The sequence below is a fragment of the Bacteroides sp. OM05-12 genome (assembly GCF_003438995.1).
GTDB lineage: Bacteria > Bacteroidota > Bacteroidia > Bacteroidales > Bacteroidaceae > Bacteroides.
On record NZ_QSUN01000012.1, the window covers coordinates 54,369 to 71,115 of the forward strand.

Consider the following 16,747-nt stretch of genomic DNA (forward strand, 5'->3'; position numbering starts at 1 on the left):
GACAACGCAAATGTAGCCATTATTTTCGACTGAACAAGAGAATAAGGCGGATTGTTGATGAAGACAGAAAAGGGAAACGGATCAACGAAATAACCCTTATCCCAATTATAAACTAACTTGATGAACCATGAAACGAGAAGGAACAACCCGTCAATCAGACCGATTGACAACAGAAGAGAGAAAAGAATTAGATACATCCGAATTCGGCATACCCGAAGATCGTTCTTATCCGATGCCCGATGCAGCCCACGTACGTTCGGCAGAAGCATATTTCAGATATGCCCCTGACAGCGAAAAGCCCGAACTGGCACGCAATATTTTGCAAAAAGCGCAGGAGTTCGGGGTGGATGTAAAAAGCCCTACCGTATTGGAATGGGCGGAAAGATGAAATGCAGTCTATTTCTTCCAACGTTTAAGGGTCGGAAAGAACTGTCTCATCTGGGCAATTGCCTGCTCTTTGGTCAGTTTCTCTTCCGAATCCTTATTAAATTCATCCAAAAACTGAATGCAAGTATCAATCATTTCATCCATTGTACAGTCTTTTGTAAAAGCACCTTCTTTATAACAATAACAGCAATATTCTTCATTTCTGCTACCATCCTTGTTTGTACCGAAATCTGCATCCGCCTGTAAAGGCATACCGCAACTCTGACATAATTTCATTTCCATAATTTTATCTTTTTAATCTACAACAGCATCCTTTGCAGGAGCCTTTTTATACTCAAACATTAAATCAATCTGTTCTTTTACTACCCGTTCCAATGAAAGAGGAGGTAAATTATCCTGCCGGAAGAACCCTTTACCCTGAATATCGAATACTTCATTGAATTCACCGCCCATGATTCGGCATAGTATGAATATCTTATAAGCATAATGTAATGCAGGAGGATGATTATGGCATTTCTTATCATGGACAGCCAAAAGCCTCAAGGGCTCTACATCTAATCCAGTTTCCTCCTTTACCTCTTTTACCGCAACTTCACACGGCGAATAACCAACGTCCGCCCATCCACCCGGTAGCGACCAGCATCCGTCTGCTTTTTCCTGAACCAGCAATATTTCATTTTCATTATTAAAAACCACCGCACGCACATCCACCTTAGGGGTTACATAGTCTTTCTCCAAAGAAAAGCAAGCACTTATCTCCGATAGTGAATGCCCTGAAAGTCCGGCAGCAATACGGTTACTGATTTCAAGCAACTCCTCATACCGCTCGGTATCATACTCATTCGTAGAATAAACCAAACCATTCTGCGCCAACACGCGAATGCGGTTTACCGTATCGATCAGTTCTTTTTCTTTCATAGCACGAACATACTAAAAAAGAATGTAAAAGATACTGTTTTAATGTTTTTTAGAAGTATCTTTTACTGCGATACGCACACAATAGTTTATAACTTTTTCTACTTTTGCAGTCATGAAAACGATTACGGATACAGACTACATACACAGGTTGATAGCAGAGGGGGAGCATCAGACACAAGACTTTAAGTTTGAAATATCAGATGCATGTAAGATAGCCAAATCATTATCCGCATTTGCCAACACTGAAGGCGGCAGGCTATTGGTAGGCGTAAAAGACAATGGGAAAATAGCCGGCATACGTTCTGAAGAAGAAATTTACATGATTGAAGCTGCTGCACAAGTATATTGTGTTCCCGAAATACAATGCCGGATGCAAACTTATTCCGTAGAAGGGAAAACAATTCTTGTCGCACAGATAGAACCCAACAAACAGAAACCGGTCTGTGCAAAGGATGAAAACGGTAAACTCTGGGCTTATGTCCGTGTAAAAGACGAAAACATTCTTGCTACACCCGTACATCTGCATGTATGGAAGCAGTCGGATTGTCCCGCCGGAACACTGATGAAGTACACCGAACGGGAACAATTATTGCTAAACCTGCTTACCGAAGAAGATTATATCTCACTGAACCGTTACTGCCGTAAGGCCCGCATCACCCGTCGGGAGGGAGAACATCTGTTGGCTCAATTCATCCGTTTTGACATTGCAGAACCGGTCTTCATCAGCCATAAATTCTATTTCCGCCTGAAAAGCGATACTATTCAATAGGAATACAAATCTCTGTTATCAAGTCTTCGGGACGGGTATTTTCAGGATTATTGATATAATTCTCGAAACCTCTGGAATCTCTTACTTTATAACTGCTTTCCGGAAGCCAATGCCCGTAAATCGTATCATAAACCGCACTCAGATTACTGTAAGGACCCTGATAACGGAAGATAGCATACTTTCCTCCCGGAATTTCTCTGACGCCTACTTCTCCCTTGGGCTGCGCAGGTTTCAGTAAAGTCAGACAGACATCGGTACGGAGATTTTCATTTGCCGTCACTTTCGGGTCGTCATGATAAACACAAATAAACTCAATTCCCGGAGGACAGCCCTCCTTTGCATTATCAGACAACAGATTCTCCTGATACATATAAGTAAACAGGCGTTGCCACGCTTCACAATAATTCAACTTCATATACTCCCCGGATAAACGAATATAAATCACTTGTTTCGGGTCCAGCTCTTTCACTTCCACACTTACATTCAAACTCGGATTAATTTCTAATGGTTTCATAATTACATGTTCTTTATTGTTACGGTAATCATTCGGTGAAATGCCATAGAACTGCCTGAAAACCTTCGACAGAGAAGAAGGAACGTTATAGCCTATCCTATAAGCAATATCACCAATCGACATATCCGAATAACGCAATAATCGAGCTGCAGTCTCCACCCGCGTACGGATAATATAAGTACCAATCGGTTCTCTCAAAAAAGCCCTCATGATACGATGAAAATGGTAAGACGAAAAGCCTGACATTTCTGCCAGCTTATTGAGATTTATATCTTCTCCCAAATGGTCATTGATATATTCTATCACCAGATTAACTCTTCTGAGATACTCTTCTTTTGTTGAGGGTCTTTGTTGCATATTCTTTTTTTATTTCACATGGCAAAGATAAGCGCTTATTTCACGATAAACTTTTCCAAACTTGCTAACTTGCATAACTTTTCGTTATGCTTCACAACAATTTTTGATGGATAAGCTAACTTTTTTTGCCCTATCTTTGTTGTGCAAAGAAAAGAGATTTTAAACCTTTAAAACAAAATAGTTATGAGTTTCTTAACAGACAAAAAACTGACGACTGTCGGTGCAGCCGGAATGATCGGTTCAAACATGGCACAAACAGCATTAATGATGAAGCTAACCCCGAACATCTGTCTTTACGATCCCTATGCGCCTGCATTGGAAGGCGTTGCAGAAGAGATGCTTCAATGTGGTTTTGAGAATGTGAACATTACTTTCACCAGTGACATCAAAGAAGCATTAACAGGAGCCGAATACGTTGTTTCTTCGGGAGGAGCAGCACGCAAAGCAGGCATGACGCGTGAAGACCTGCTGAAAGGCAATGCGGAAATTGCCGCACAATTCGGTAAAGACGTTCGCAAGTATTGTCCGAATGTGAAGCATGTTGTTGTCGTATTCAATCCGGCAGACATCACCGGACTTATCACTTTATTATATTCCGGTCTGAAACCATCGCAAGTATCCACGCTTGCAGCATTAGACAGTACCCGTCTGCAAAACGAACTCGTGAAATACTTCAAAGTTCCGGCTTCCGAGATTAAGAATTGCCGCACATACGGCGGTCACGGCGAACAAATGGCAGTATTTGCTTCTACAACTACCATCAAGAATGAGCCGCTTTCTTCATGGATTGGTAGCGAGCACCTCCCCAAAACGGAATGGGATGCAATCAAACAACGTGTGATTCAAGGTGGTAAGCATATCATCGACTTGCGCGGACGCTCCTCTTTCCAAAGCCCGGCTTATCTTTCTATCGAAATGATTGCTGCGGCAATGGGCGGTGCACCTTTCCGCTGGCCGGCAGGTGTTTACGTGCATTCCGGGAAATTCAACCATATCATGATGGCGATGGAGACATCCATTACCAAAGATGGCATCAGCTATAAAGAGGTTAAAGGCACTCCGGCAGAAGAAAAAGAGCTGGAAAACAGTTATGAACACCTTTGCAAGCTACGCGATGAAGTAATCGCGATGGGTATCATACCCGCAATCAGCGAATGGCATACGCTTAATCCGAATATTGATTAAGACAGGCTCAATTATAAGGATACGGCTTGCTCTATTAATTTAGGGCAAGCCGTATTATTAATCCGCAATGACTAACCTAAACCGGCTTTCCACAAATCAGTTCTTCCCTTCCCTCAAACTCACATATAGCAGCTTTGCAAGCCTCCGAAATAGGTTGAGACTGTTTGGTGGCAATGTCATATCCTACCATTACAGTCTGGCAAACACATTTTACTTCACCTGTTTCCGTATTCACGGCACGCTGCACCAGTGTAAAACTCTTATTCCCGATCCTCGTCGTAGCAGTTTGTATCGCTACTTTCTCCGAGAAAAAGATCGGAGAAAAGAAATTCGCCTGTACGTTGGCCACTACTATCCCTGTCTTACGCCAATCCACTTTACCCTCCATTACATCATTCAAATAAGTGGTCTTAGCCAAATCATACAAAGAAAAATAAACGGAATTATTCACATGACCGAACTGGTCTACGTCACTAAAACGCAACTGCACGGGAAGCGTATGTTTAAATTGTATGTTATCCTCCATCTTTCCTTTATTTTTGCTGCAAAAATACTCTTTTATGGTCAAAATGCAACAATCTAACCATTTATTCTTTACTTTTGCGGTATGTTTAAAGCATAATATAATTTTCAATTAATATCATATGAATAAGAAATTTAAAAAAGGAACAGTCTGCGTACAGGGCGGGTGGGCTCCCAAAAACGGCGAGCCAAGAGTATTACCTATCTACCAAAGCACAACATTCAAGTATGACAGCAGCGAACACATGGCTCGTTTGTTTGATCTTGAAGACGCAGGGTATTTCTACACTCGTTTGCAAAACCCTACCAACGACGCTGTTGCCGCAAAGATAGCAGAACTTGAAGGTGGTGTTGCCGCTATGCTCACCTCTTCCGGACAAGCTGCCAATTTCTACGCCGTATTCAACATTTGTGAAGCCGGCGACCATATGGTTTGCTCATCTACTATCTACGGAGGCACGTTCAACCTTTTCGGCGTCACACTGAAAAAGCTTGGAATAGATGTAACCTTCGTTGATGCCGACGCCAATGAGGAAGAAATAAGCAAAGCCTTCCGTCCGAATACTAAAGCACTGTTCGGTGAAACGATGTCCAATCCGGGTATGAACGTTTTAGACATCGAAAAGTTCGCACGCATTGCACATAATCACGGCGTTCCTTTGATTGTAGATAATACTTTTGCCACTCCTATCAACTGCCGTCCGTTTGAATGGGGTGCAGATATCGTAACCCACTCCACGACCAAATATATGGACGGACACGCCACTTGTGTAGGTGGGGCTATCGTAGACAGTGGAAACTTCGATTGGGAAGCTCATGCGGATAAATTTCCGGGATTGACACAACCCGACGAGTCTTACCACGGTTTGGCTTATTCGAAGAAATTCGGAAAATTGGCTTACATCACAAAAGCCACAGCACAATTAATGCGTGATCTTGGTTCCATTCAGTCTCCGCAAAATGCATTTCTATTAAATCTAGGATTGGAAACGCTACATTTACGTATGCGCCAGCACTGTAAGAATGCTCAAGCTGTTGCAGAATATTTGGAGGCAAACGACAAAGTGGCATGGATAAACTATCCGGGACTGAAAAGCAGCAAGTATTATGACTTAGCTCAAAAATATATGCCTGAGGGGACTTGTGGCGTAATTGCCTTCGGTCTGAAAGGAAGCCGAGAAGAAGCCATTCATTTCATGGATAGCCTGAAAATGATTTGCATCGTAACACACGTTGCAGATGCCCGCACATGTGTTCTTCACCCCGCAAGCCATACACACCGCCAATTGTCTGATGAACAGCTGATAGCTGCAGGTGTAGCACCGGACTTAATCCGCTTATCTGTCGGGATTGAAGATGCAGAAGACATCATCGCCGATATTGAACAGGCTATCAATGCTTAACAGATAAATTCCGTTAAGGCAATCTGAGCCATATCGGAAGAAAAGAATTAGTAACGGAATTGTCAAAAGTCAAAGCATCCAAGTTTCCCCGCTTGAGCGGGGATTAAGGGGTGTGTGATCTTTCTTTGATTATTAAACTGTTAGAAAATTCACACACCCCCTACCCCCGCTCAAGCAGGGGAATTGAGATAGTTTTGACAACCTCTTATATAATTCAAACAAGACAATTAATCCCCACACAAGTACAAAGAAATGTATTCGCAAGGTAAAAGTAGTTATCTCACATATTATGAGGTAGCTGTCTCACAGTATGTGCAATAGTTATCTCACCTATTGTGCAATAGCTATTTCACAATAGGTGAGACAGTAAATTGTTCTTTATAAAACGACTAAAGAAGCAGAGAGAATCAACTAAAGACGGAGGAGGCAAAGGTTAGTTAAGGCATTCCCTTGAAGAATCATAATATATACCGCTATTTTCCGTTCTAAGAATAAAAAAGAATATGGACATACATACAATAATTGCCACTTATCAACAAACGATTCAACAAGGCCGGGAAAAACTATCGAAGGTTAAGAATAAAATATACCGTATCGGTTCCCTCAAGTTATTACTATTTGTCGCCTGTATTGCCGGCATCATCTACTTTGTATCGGCAGGCTGGACCACCATTCTGGGAGTTATCGCAATAACGCTTATCCCGTTTCTCGTACTGGTCAAGTACCACAACCGCTTATTCAACGAAAAAGATTATCTGGAGAAAGAGATAGAGGTGAACGAGCAGGAGCTTTCCGCAATCAATTACGACTATTCCTGTTTCGACGGAGGAAAGGAATATATCGATTCAGCCCACTTATACACATTCGACCTAGACATATTCGGTGATAAATCTTTATTTCAATACCTCAACCGTACTTGTACCGCTTTCGGAAAGCAGAAACTCAGTGAATGGTTCATGGCGCCTTCAAATAACAAAAAAGAAATAGAACAACGGCAGAAAGCTGTACAAGAATTGACACCGGAACTAAATTTCCGGCAACATTTCCGCATTCTGGGATTACTTTATAAAGGCAATGCCAACGACGGAAAAGAGATTATCCAATGGACGAAAGAACGGAATTATTTCTCGGAGAAGAAATTGTACCGTTTCGCCATCTACTTCGTACCGCTTACCAATCTCATCTTGTTCATATTGGGAATTGCCGGGATCATCTCGTTCAACTGGTTCGGGCTGGCTTTCGTAGCTTTCGTCATCCTCAACTTCTCACTTCAAAAAAGTATCACACTGTTTCAAATATCTTATGATAAGAAGTTGAGTGTACTCTCTACGTATGCCAAACTAATGGAAATAGCCGAACAAAAAGAATGGAAAGCAGACGAGCTTAAACAAATCAAAAGCCAACTATCCTCGGCATCTAACGCGGTAAAGCAACTGTCTGAGATGATGAACTCTCTCAACCAACGAAATAACATTATTATCTCGACCATACTGAACGGGCTCTTGTTTTGGGAGCTACGGAAAGTAATCAATATCGAGAAATGGAAGAATCAGTATGCCCGACAGCTTCCCGAATGGCTAAAGGCAATCGGGGAAATGGATGCCTTGTGCTCTCTTGCAACTTTTGCCTATAATCATCCGGAATATACCTATCCTACTATCGCTACAACTCCATTTACACTGGAGGCGACAGAAATGGGACATCCCTTGATGGAACGTGAGAAATGTGTCAGAAACAGCATTCATATCACAAAGAAACCATTTTTTGTCATTATCACCGGTGCAAATATGGCGGGCAAAAGCACTTATCTACGCACCATCGGAGTGAACTATCTTCTGGCATGCATCGGAGCTCCCGTGTGTTGCGACAAGATGGACATATATCCGGCTCATCTTATCACCAGTCTCCGTACATCGGACTCTCTGACTGACAACGAATCTTACTTCTTTGCCGAGCTGAAACGTCTGAAACTTATCATCGATAAACTAAATGCTCAAGAGGAACTTTTCATCATTCTGGACGAAATCTTAAAGGGAACGAACTCTATGGATAAACAAAAGGGCTCGCTCGCATTGATAAAGCAATTCATGTCACTACAAGCCAATGGAATTATTGCTACCCACGACCTATTATTAGGTTCACTAGCCGAAATATATCCCAATAATATAAAGAACTTCCGTTTTGAAGCCGATATAACCAACAATGAATTAACCTTCTCTTACCGGCTCAAAGAAGGGGTTGCGCAAAACATGAATGCTTGTTTCCTGATGAAAAAAATGGGGATTGTCGTCAATGACGACTAATCCCCACTAGAACATATATGATAGAAATTAAAAAGAGTTGTCTATCTCTTGCTTTGCTGCAAATAAGTGTTCAAAGCCAAAGCCTTATCACCAGTAAAATAAAATACCTTCGTAACCGGATTATAAGTATAAGGTACGAATTGGAACAGTTGAACTGCTGCAAATTTCGAATCCTGCGAACGCAGGATATCTAAACGAAGATTACCGTTACCTACCGTTTTAATACAGCTCTCCAAGGGAAATGTTCCTTCTTCAAGTAAAGAAATGAGTTTATCCATGTACTTCGGATCGAAAAACAGAGAAGATTCTTTCGTTACACTTCCGGTGGGAGCATAAACCAAATGTTTGGATTTCCAGAATAAGCGGAAAACGCCCATAAGCAAAGCCGCCGTACCAACCACCAATAATAGCATACCGATGCTGGATGCCTTATCATTCAACTGAAATGCAGAAATAAAAACTCCCAGACCGGCAACGATCAATGCGGAAGACAATATTAAGGAAGGAACAGACGCACGTTTAACAACATCCGGATGAGGACTTACAAATAAAGTAGCCTCTATAGCTTGTGAATTATTCATAATCATAAGTTTTAAATATTAATAATAAAGATATTAGAGGTAATAAGCACTCATAAATGCCTGCTACCCCGCTAACTGGATATTAATAAAAAAGGCCTAAATGATTATACGCCTTAGAGCAAAGACATAATAATGTTTGCTGAAAGGTTCACACACAGAGCAATTAACTGCATTATAGAAACGCCCGGAATTAAGGGCGGAAGCAGAATCTAAATCGGACAAACAGCGTGATACATTCTTAAAAAAGGAAGATATCTGCAATGAAACAGCACGTTTCATCCGTGGAAGATTAACCCCTTGCTGAGAGGAAGAATAACTATTTATCTCAATAGCTGCAAGTGTATTGTGAAAGCTATTCCCGTCTACATAATTCGTATTTTCATTAGAAGTTTGACTCATAGCTTCAATTTCCTCTACATTCATAGAGAAAGCGGTCTCTGCTATCCCGCCTGTAAAGAGCAAGATAAACATAAAACATATAGCCATCCAAAACTTCTTCATATCACTTAAATTTGCACAAATATAATCATTAATTGATTGCTTCAAAAAATTATCTGCTTGAAAGGAATGATTAAAACGATTCTTCAAACTTTTATATCTAACTTAACAAACAAAACCGGATATTGTTCAGTAAAAGTAAATATGAGGAAACAAAAAAAGGCCACCTTCACAGATGACCTTTCTTTTAGTATATAGTTCAGAATTATTCTGCTTTCGGTTCTTCAGCAGCAGGAGTTTCTGTTGCAGGAGCAGCTGTTTCAGCAGCAGGGGCAGCTTCAGCACTCTTTTTAGAACGACGAGTACGAGTTGTTTTCTTAGCAACCTTTTCCTTAGCCATGTTTTCGTTGTAATCAACAAGTTCGATGAAACACATTTCAGCGTTATCACCTAAACGATGACCGGTTTTAATGATACGAGTATAACCACCCGGACGATCAGCAATCTTCACAGAGATTTCTTTGAACAATTCCGTTACAGCAAACTTATCTTGCAAGTTGCTAAATACAACACGACGAGAATTAGTTGTGTCGTCTTTAGACTTTGTAATTAAAGGCTCAACGAATTTCTTCAAAGCTTTAGCCTTTGCTACAGTCGTAGTGATTCTTTTGTGCTTAATCAAAGAGCAGGCCATGTTTGACAGCATAGCTGATCTATGAGAAGCAGTACGACCTAAATGATTGAATTTTTTATTATGTCTCATTTTTTATTCTTTATCTAATTTATATTTAGAAATATCAGTTCCAAACGATAGATTCAGACTCTCGAGCAAATCATCAAGCTCCGTGAGCGATTTCTTACCGAAGTTTCTGAACTTGAGCAGATCGGTCTTATTGAACTGTACAAGATCTCCTAATGTTTCAACATCAGCAGCCTTCAAACAGTTAAGCGCACGTACTGACAAGTCCATATCAACAAGCTTCGTCTTAAGCAACTGACGCATATGCAATACCTCTTCATCAAATTCTTCATTCCCGTCAGAATCACTCGTTTCAAGAGTAATCTTCTCATCAGAGAATAACATAAAGTGATAAATCAATATTTTAGCAGCTTCTTTCAAAGCATCTTTCGGGTGAATGGAACCATCCGTTGTAATCTCAAGAACCAATTTCTCATAGTCAGTTTTCTGTTCTACACGGTAGTTTTCTACTTGGTACTTAACATTACGAATCGGAGTATAAATAGAATCAATTGGAATTACATTCACATCGGTACAGAGTTCCTGATTTTCAGTATAAGGAACGTATCCGCGACCTTTGTTGATTGTAAGATCAATTTGCATTGTTGCTTTTGAATCTAAATGGCAAATAACTAATTCAGGATTTAACACTTCAAATCCAGTCAAATACTTACCTATATCACCTGCCTTAAATTCACTAGAATTCTCGATAGTTATACTAACCTTTTCGCTCTCGAATTCTTCAACAACTTGCTTGAATCTCACTTGTTTAAGATTCAAGATAATGTTGGTTACATCCTCCTTAACTCCCGGTACAGAAGAGAATTCATGCTCAACACCATCAATTTTGATAGTAGTAATAGCAAATCCTTCCAAAGAAGAAAGAAGAATACGGCGCAAAGCATTACCTACAGTAATACCGAAACCAGGTTCTAACGGACGAAACTCAAACTTACCAAATTTGGAATCCGCCTCCAACATTAATACTTTATCAGGTTTTTGAAATGCTAATATCGCCATGAAATTAATTATTATTTAGAATACAATTCTACAATCAAATGTTCTTTTATGTTTTCAGGAATGTCTGCTCTTTCAGGAACATGCAATAATTTGCCGACTTTAGAGCTTTCGTCCCATTCCAACCAAGGATACTTGCTATGATTAAATCCTGCAAGTGCATTTCCGATCACTTCCAAAGATTTTGATCTTTCACGAACACCAATCAATTGTCCCGGTTTCACTGCATAAGAAGGAATATTCACAACCTTTCCATCAACTGTAATGTGCTTATGACCTACTAATTGACGGGCAGCTGCACGAGTAGGAGCAATACCTAAACGGAAAACAACATTATCAAGACGTGATTCAAGTGCTTGAAGTAAGGTTTCACCTGTAATACCACTAGCACTAGCAGCCTTCTCAAACATATTACGGAATTGTTTTTCTAATACTCCGTAAGTATATTTAGCTTTTTGTTTTTCAGCAAGCATAATACCATATTCAGAAGTTTTTCTTCTTCTAGTATTACCATGCTGTCCGGGAGGATAGTTCTTCTTTGAAAGAACTTTGTCTGCTCCAAAAATACCTTCACCGAATTTACGGGCAATTCTTGATTTTGGTCCAGTATATCTAGCCATTTTATTTTTAAAATTAAATTGTTACTAATGAACTCAATTTGTTGCAGCCGCGATTACAGAAAGGAAATTGTAATCCATTAACTAAACCAAGTTTCATCTTATAATAAGGAAAACTTAAACTCTCCTTCTTTTAGGAGGACGACAACCATTATGTGGCAATGGAGTTACATCAATAATTTCCGTAACTTCGATGCCAGCTCCATGTATAGTTCTGATAGCAGACTCACGTCCGTTACCCGGTCCTTTAACATATGCTTTCACCTTTCTCAAACCAAGATCAAACGCAATCTTTGCGCAATCTTGAGCAGCCATCTGTGCTGCATAAGGAGTATTCTTTTTAGAACCTCTAAATCCCATCTTTCCTGCAGAAGACCAAGAGATTATTTGACCTTCACTATTCGCGAGAGAAACTATAATATTGTTGAAAGATGAATGAACATGCAACTGTCCATTAGCATCAACTTTTACATTTCTCTTCTTAGCTGCGACTGTTTTTTTTGCCATATCAACAATTATTATTTAGTAGCTTTTTTCTTATTTGCAACAGTTTTCTTTCTTCCCTTACGAGTACGTGCGTTATTCTTAGTACTTTGACCTCTTACCGGTAAACCGATACGATGACGCACACCACGATAACAACCAATGTCCATTAATCGCTTAATGTTCAATTGTACTTCAGAACGAAGATCACCTTCAACTTTGAATCCAGCGCCAATAATCTCACGAATCTTAGCAGCTTGATCATCTGTCCAATCTTTCACTTTAAGATCTCTGTCTATTCCTGCTTTATCTAAGATCTTTGCTGAACTACTACGACCTATACCATATATATAGGTTAACGCTATCTCACCTCTCTTGTTTTGAGGTAAATCTACACCAACTATTCTTATAGCCATATACTAAATTATTTTTTTTGCAAAAATAATAAATTATCCTTGACGTTGTTTATACTTAGGATTTTTCTTGTTAATTACATACAAACGGCCATTACGTCTAACAATTTTGCATTCCGGCGTACGTTTCTTTAATGATGCTCTTACTTTCATATCTTATTTTATTATTTATATCTAAAAACAATTCTTCCTTTAGACAAGTCGTAAGGTGACATTTCCACCCTGACCTTATCACCGGGTAAAATTTTAATGTAATGCATTCGCATCTTGCCTGAGATATGTGCTGTAATCTCATGCCCGTTTTCTAACTCTACACGAAACATTGCATTAGACAATGCTTCTACAATTACTCCATCTTGTTCTATTGCGGATTGCTTTGCCATATATTAATTAAATTGCTTTATTTCCTAAAACTTGTTCTACAAACTCAAATGAGGATAATATATCTGCCTTTCCAACACCAACAGCAATTGTATGTTCAAAATGAGCAGCAAATTTCCGGTCTTTTGTACGTACAGTCCAACCGTCTCTTTCCATTACTATTTGACGACTGCCTTGTGTTATCATCGGCTCGATAGCAATACACATTCCTTTTTTAAGAAGTGTACCATACCCCCTTTTTCCATAATTGGGAACTTGAGGTTCTTCATGCATTTCCTTACCAATCCCATGACCAACAAATTCCCTGACAACGCCAAAAGAATTAGATTCACAATGTTGCTGAATTGCATACCCTATATCACCAAGCCGTTTACCCTGAACTGCATTCTCTATTCCTAAATAAAGAGCTTCTTTTGTTGTTTCCAAAAGATGATACACCTCCGGTTCAACTTCACCCACACAAAAGGTATAAGCGGAATCTCCACAGAAACCATTCATAAAAGTACCACAATCAACTGAAACAATATCACCATCTTTCAACGGAATATCATTAGGAATTCCATGAACTACCTGATCATTGACCGAAGTACAGAGTGCATTTGGGAAAGGAGATCCATATTGATTTGGAAATCCTTTAAAAGTAGGAATAGCCCCATTATCTCTAATGAACTCTTCTGCTACTTTATCCAATTCCCGTGTCGTAACACCTGGCTTTATCAATTTTGCTACTTCCGCCAAAGTTCTACCAACAAGCAGATTACTCTGTCGTAACAACTCTATTTCCTCTTCTGTTTTAAGAAATATCATTTCTTAAAAATTAATAAGCGGCAACACCACCAGTACGTCCCTTAATTCTTCCAGACTTCAACAGTCCATCATAGTGTCTCATTAACAGATGACTCTCTACTTGCTGAAGAGTATCCAAAACAACACCAACAAGAATCAATAAAGATGTACCACCAAAAAATTGTGCAAACTCAGCTTTTACACCAAACACACCAGCAAACGCAGGCATAATAGCAACTAAAGCCAAAAAGAAAGAACCTGGTAAAGTAATACGAGACATAATCTCATCAATATATTCCGCAGTCTTCTTTCCCGGCTTAATGCCTGGTATAAAACCATTATTTCTCTTCATATCCTCAGCCATCTGGGTAGGATTAATTGTAATTGCTGTATAAAAATAAGTAAATAATATAATCATAACAGCAAATATCAAGTTATACCAGAATCCAGTATGGTCAGTCAAAGCACGCGCTACACCACTTGCACTTGCAACATTTGAATAACCAATAAATGCAATTGGAATAAACATTATTGCTTGAGCAAAAATAATAGGCATCACATTTGCAGCATTAACTTTCAAAGGTATATACTGTCTTGCACCACCGTATTGTTTATTACCAACAATTCTTTTTGCATATTGAACAGGAATTTTTCTAGTTCCTTGCACTAAAAGAATAGCAGCAGCAATAACAAGCAGTAAGAATACTATTTCAAATAAAAACATAATCAAACCACCAGCACCCGGAGAAGCCATTCTAGAAACTATTTCTTGGAACAAAGCCTGCGGCAAACGGGCAATAATACCTACCAAAATAATAAATGAGATACCATTACCAATACCTTTATCCGTAATTCTTTCACCAAGCCATAGAATAAACATACTACCAGCTGCCAATATAATGGTAGAAGTAATCATAAACACTGTCCAATCTAAAGAAGCATTTAAAGAAGGACCTGCCTGCATTTTAAGATTAATCAAATATGAAGGTGCTTGGAATAACAATATAGCAATTGTTAAATAACGCGTATATTGATTGATCTTTCTTCTGCCGCTTTCTCCCTCACGTTGCAATTTCTGAAAGTAAGGAACAGCAATTGCCAAAAGTTGAATAACAATTGATGCTGAGATATAAGGCATAATCCCTAACGCAAAAATAGAAGCATTAGAAAATGCTCCTCCAGAGAACATATTTAACAAGGCTAAAAGACCTTCACTCGTTTGCTGATGTAATTGAGTCAACATTGCCGGATTAATTCCTGGCAGAACGACATAAGATCCGAACCTATAAATCGCGACAAACAATATAGTGATGAGGATCCGTTGTCTCAGATCCTCAATCTTCCATATATTCTTTAATGTTTCAATAGATTTTCTCATTGAATCAGAGTTTTACTGCATTTCCACCTACTGCTTCTATAGCCGCAACTGCACTTTTTGAAAAAGCATTCGCTTCTACATCAAGTTTAGAAGTAAGGCTACCGTTGCCTAGTATTTTCACTAACTGATTTGAAGAAATATAACCAGCAGCAACAAAATCACTGATTCCAACTTTTGACAAATTGTTTGCTTCAGCCATTTTCTGTACAGTATCAAGATTGATAGCTTTGTACTCTACACGGTTAATATTCTTAAAACCAAATTTTGGAACACGACGTTGAAGAGGCATCTGTCCACCTTCAAAACCGATCTTTCTAGAATATCCAGATCTAGATTTTGCGCCTTTGTGTCCTCTTGTTGAAGTACCTCCTAGACCAGAACCCGGTCCACGACCAATTCTCTTTCTAGTTTTCGTAGATCCTTCAGCAGGCTTTAAATTATTTAAGTTCATATTGTAATATTTTTTACTATTCAACAATAAATTACTTAACAACGGTAACTAAGTGTTTTACTTTCTCTACCATTCCAAGAATTGAAGGAGTACATTCGTGCTCAACAACACGATTTAATTTACGAAGTCCTAGTGCATCGAGTGTTCTTTTCTGATCTGCCGGAGCACCAATTCTACTTTTAATTTGTTTAATCTTTATAGTTGACATAAAACCTCCTTATCCTCTAAATACTTTATCCATACTTATACCTCGGTTTTGAGCAACCATTCTGGCATCTCTCATTTCTCCTAACGCCAAAATTGTAGCTTTAACCAAATTATGTGGGTTTGACGAACCTTTAGATTTCGCTAAAACGTCTGTTACACCTACACTTTCCAAAACAGCACGCATAGCACCGCCAGCCACAACACCTGTACCAGTAGAAGCAGGCTTAATGAATACTTCAGCACCACCAAATTTTGCAGACTGTTCATGAGGTACAGTACCTTTCAAAACCGGAACTCTTGTCAGATTCTTTTTTGCAGACTCAACACCTTTAGCAATAGCTGCTGTCACTTCACCTGCTTTACCAAGTCCCCAACCAATAATTCCATCTTCATTACCAACTACCACTATTGCAGAAAAGCTGAAAGTTCTACCACCTTTAGTTACTTTAGTAACACGGTTAATAGCAACTAATCTATCTTTCAATTCAATATCGTTAGTTATTTTAACTCTATTATTTACTCCTGCCATAATTGATTAAAATTTAAGTCCACCGTTACGAGCAGCATCAGCTACCTCTTTTATTCTCCCATGATATAAGTAACCGTTACGGTCGAATACGACAGTCGTAATGCCAGCTTCCTGAGCTTTTTTAGCAACTAGTTCACCAACTTTAGCAGCTTGTTCCTTTTTAGGCAACTTATTTTCTAAACCTAAAGAAGAAGCAGCAGCCAACGTTTTTCCCGATAAATCATCGATTATTTGAACATAAATCTGCTTGTTACTTCTAAATACACTCATACGTGGACATTCAGTAGTACCTGAAATCTTATTACGTACTCTATATTTAATTTTTATTCGTCTTTCTAATTTTGTAGTCATGATAATACAAATTTACGT

General features: G+C 39.2%; 24 protein-coding genes. 5 read left to right on the top strand and 19 right to left on the bottom strand.

From position 1 onward, the window contains the following. Nucleotides 1–127 precede the first annotated feature (127 nt). Nucleotides 128–388, top strand: a complete 261-nt coding sequence (locus DXB63_RS10750) for a DUF6582 domain-containing protein (RefSeq protein WP_122126422.1) — start codon at nt 128–130, stop codon at nt 386–388. An 8-nt stretch (nt 389–396) separates the two neighbouring features. Here the strand turns inward: DXB63_RS10750 and DXB63_RS10755 are convergent, their stop codons facing one another. Both DXB63_RS10755 and DXB63_RS10760 read right to left on the bottom strand, forming a co-directional pair. Further along, entirely contained in the window at nt 397–669 is a 273-nt protein-coding gene (locus DXB63_RS10755) for a zinc ribbon domain-containing protein (RefSeq protein ID WP_122126423.1), read from the bottom strand. 12 nt (nt 670–681) lie between these two features. Further along, the gene (locus tag DXB63_RS10760) at nt 682–1,305 is read right to left on the bottom strand and encodes an NUDIX hydrolase N-terminal domain-containing protein (RefSeq protein ID WP_122126424.1); all 624 of its coding nucleotides are present in this window, start codon (nt 1,303–1,305) and stop codon (nt 682–684) included. A gap of 112 nt (nt 1,306–1,417) precedes the next feature. Between DXB63_RS10760 and DXB63_RS10765 the strand changes: the two genes are divergently transcribed. Further along, nucleotides 1,418–2,074 carry a helix-turn-helix domain-containing protein gene (locus DXB63_RS10765; protein ID WP_122126425.1) on the top strand — a complete coding sequence of 219 codons (657 nt, stop codon included), beginning with the start codon at nt 1,418–1,420 and terminating at the stop codon, nt 2,072–2,074. Here DXB63_RS10765 and DXB63_RS10770 read toward each other — a convergent pair. Then, complete coding sequence (locus DXB63_RS10770; protein WP_122126426.1) at nt 2,064–2,945, bottom strand: GyrI-like domain-containing protein; 882 nt, start codon at nt 2,943–2,945, stop codon at nt 2,064–2,066. The genes DXB63_RS10765 and DXB63_RS10770 overlap by 11 nt on opposite strands. 183 nt (nt 2,946–3,128) lie before the next feature. Between DXB63_RS10770 and DXB63_RS10775 the strand changes: the two genes are divergently transcribed. After that, the gene (locus DXB63_RS10775; RefSeq protein WP_122126427.1) at nt 3,129–4,130 is read left to right on the top strand and encodes a malate dehydrogenase; all 1,002 of its coding nucleotides are present in this window, start codon (nt 3,129–3,131) and stop codon (nt 4,128–4,130) included. 76 nt (nt 4,131–4,206) lie between these two features. On the opposite strand, the gene DXB63_RS10780 is transcribed toward DXB63_RS10775, so the two are convergent. After that, nucleotides 4,207–4,656: a thioesterase family protein gene (locus tag DXB63_RS10780; protein WP_122126428.1), complete on the bottom strand. Its 450-nt coding sequence runs from the start codon at nt 4,654–4,656 to the stop codon at nt 4,207–4,209. A 118-nt stretch (nt 4,657–4,774) separates the two neighbouring features. Here DXB63_RS10780 and DXB63_RS10785 point away from each other — a divergent pair, with 118 nt between their 5' ends. Next, nucleotides 4,775–6,055 (top strand): O-acetylhomoserine aminocarboxypropyltransferase/cysteine synthase family protein, encoded by a 1,281-nt coding sequence (locus tag DXB63_RS10785; RefSeq protein ID WP_122126429.1) that lies wholly within the window; start codon nt 4,775–4,777, stop codon nt 6,053–6,055. Between the two features lie 503 nt (nt 6,056–6,558). Next, on the top strand, nt 6,559–8,358 hold the full coding sequence (locus DXB63_RS10790; protein WP_122126430.1) for a MutS family DNA mismatch repair protein: 1,800 nt from the start codon (nt 6,559–6,561) through the stop codon (nt 8,356–8,358). Nucleotides 8,359–8,399: 41 nt separating this feature from the next. Here DXB63_RS10790 and DXB63_RS10795 read toward each other — a convergent pair whose 3' ends face one another. The 15 genes from DXB63_RS10795 to rplR all read right to left on the bottom strand — a co-directional run bounded on the left by DXB63_RS10795 (nt 8,400) and on the right by rplR (nt 16,729). Beyond that, a complete protein-coding gene (locus DXB63_RS10795; protein ID WP_122126479.1) occupies nt 8,400–8,939 on the bottom strand; it encodes a hypothetical protein in 540 nt (179 codons plus the stop codon). Between the two features lie 96 nt (nt 8,940–9,035). Beyond that, a complete protein-coding gene (locus DXB63_RS10800) occupies nt 9,036–9,440 on the bottom strand; it encodes a hypothetical protein (protein ID WP_147332285.1) in 405 nt (134 codons plus the stop codon). Between the two features lie 202 nt (nt 9,441–9,642). Next, on the bottom strand, nt 9,643–10,140 hold the full coding sequence (rplQ, locus tag DXB63_RS10805) for a 50S ribosomal protein L17 (RefSeq protein ID WP_122126432.1): 498 nt from the start codon (nt 10,138–10,140) through the stop codon (nt 9,643–9,645). Between the two features lie 3 nt (nt 10,141–10,143). Next, complete coding sequence (locus DXB63_RS10810) at nt 10,144–11,136, bottom strand: DNA-directed RNA polymerase subunit alpha (RefSeq protein ID WP_122126433.1); 993 nt, start codon at nt 11,134–11,136, stop codon at nt 10,144–10,146. An 11-nt stretch (nt 11,137–11,147) separates the two neighbouring features. Continuing rightward, nucleotides 11,148–11,753: a 30S ribosomal protein S4 gene (gene rpsD / locus DXB63_RS10815; protein WP_122126434.1), complete on the bottom strand. Its 606-nt coding sequence runs from the start codon at nt 11,751–11,753 to the stop codon at nt 11,148–11,150. 114 nt (nt 11,754–11,867) lie between these two features. After that, a complete protein-coding gene (rpsK, locus tag DXB63_RS10820; protein ID WP_004296327.1) occupies nt 11,868–12,257 on the bottom strand; it encodes a 30S ribosomal protein S11 in 390 nt (129 codons plus the stop codon). A gap of 11 nt (nt 12,258–12,268) precedes the next feature. Beyond that, on the bottom strand, nt 12,269–12,649 hold the full coding sequence (rpsM, locus tag DXB63_RS10825) for a 30S ribosomal protein S13 (RefSeq protein WP_122126435.1): 381 nt from the start codon (nt 12,647–12,649) through the stop codon (nt 12,269–12,271). Nucleotides 12,650–12,682: 33 nt separating this feature from the next. Then, nucleotides 12,683–12,799, bottom strand: coding sequence for a type B 50S ribosomal protein L36 (gene ykgO, locus DXB63_RS10830; protein WP_002558051.1), 117 nt, complete (start codon nt 12,797–12,799; stop codon nt 12,683–12,685). Between the two features lie 11 nt (nt 12,800–12,810). Next, nucleotides 12,811–13,029 (bottom strand): translation initiation factor IF-1, encoded by a 219-nt coding sequence (infA, locus tag DXB63_RS10835; protein ID WP_002558052.1) that lies wholly within the window; start codon nt 13,027–13,029, stop codon nt 12,811–12,813. A gap of 7 nt (nt 13,030–13,036) precedes the next feature. Beyond that, nucleotides 13,037–13,834: a type I methionyl aminopeptidase gene (map, locus tag DXB63_RS10840; protein ID WP_122126436.1), complete on the bottom strand. Its 798-nt coding sequence runs from the start codon at nt 13,832–13,834 to the stop codon at nt 13,037–13,039. Nucleotides 13,835–13,844: 10 nt separating this feature from the next. Beyond that, the gene (secY, locus tag DXB63_RS10845) at nt 13,845–15,191 is read right to left on the bottom strand and encodes a preprotein translocase subunit SecY (protein WP_122126437.1); all 1,347 of its coding nucleotides are present in this window, start codon (nt 15,189–15,191) and stop codon (nt 13,845–13,847) included. Between the two features lie 4 nt (nt 15,192–15,195). Then, nucleotides 15,196–15,642 carry a 50S ribosomal protein L15 gene (gene rplO, locus DXB63_RS10850; protein WP_122126438.1) on the bottom strand — a complete coding sequence of 149 codons (447 nt, stop codon included), beginning with the start codon at nt 15,640–15,642 and terminating at the stop codon, nt 15,196–15,198. Nucleotides 15,643–15,673: 31 nt separating this feature from the next. Beyond that, complete coding sequence (gene rpmD, locus DXB63_RS10855; protein ID WP_122126439.1) at nt 15,674–15,850, bottom strand: 50S ribosomal protein L30; 177 nt, start codon at nt 15,848–15,850, stop codon at nt 15,674–15,676. Between the two features lie 9 nt (nt 15,851–15,859). Continuing rightward, the gene (gene rpsE / locus DXB63_RS10860) at nt 15,860–16,378 is read right to left on the bottom strand and encodes a 30S ribosomal protein S5 (RefSeq protein WP_122126440.1); all 519 of its coding nucleotides are present in this window, start codon (nt 16,376–16,378) and stop codon (nt 15,860–15,862) included. A 6-nt stretch (nt 16,379–16,384) separates the two neighbouring features. Then, complete coding sequence (rplR, locus tag DXB63_RS10865; protein WP_122126441.1) at nt 16,385–16,729, bottom strand: 50S ribosomal protein L18; 345 nt, start codon at nt 16,727–16,729, stop codon at nt 16,385–16,387. Between the last annotated feature and the right edge of the window lie 18 nt (nt 16,730–16,747).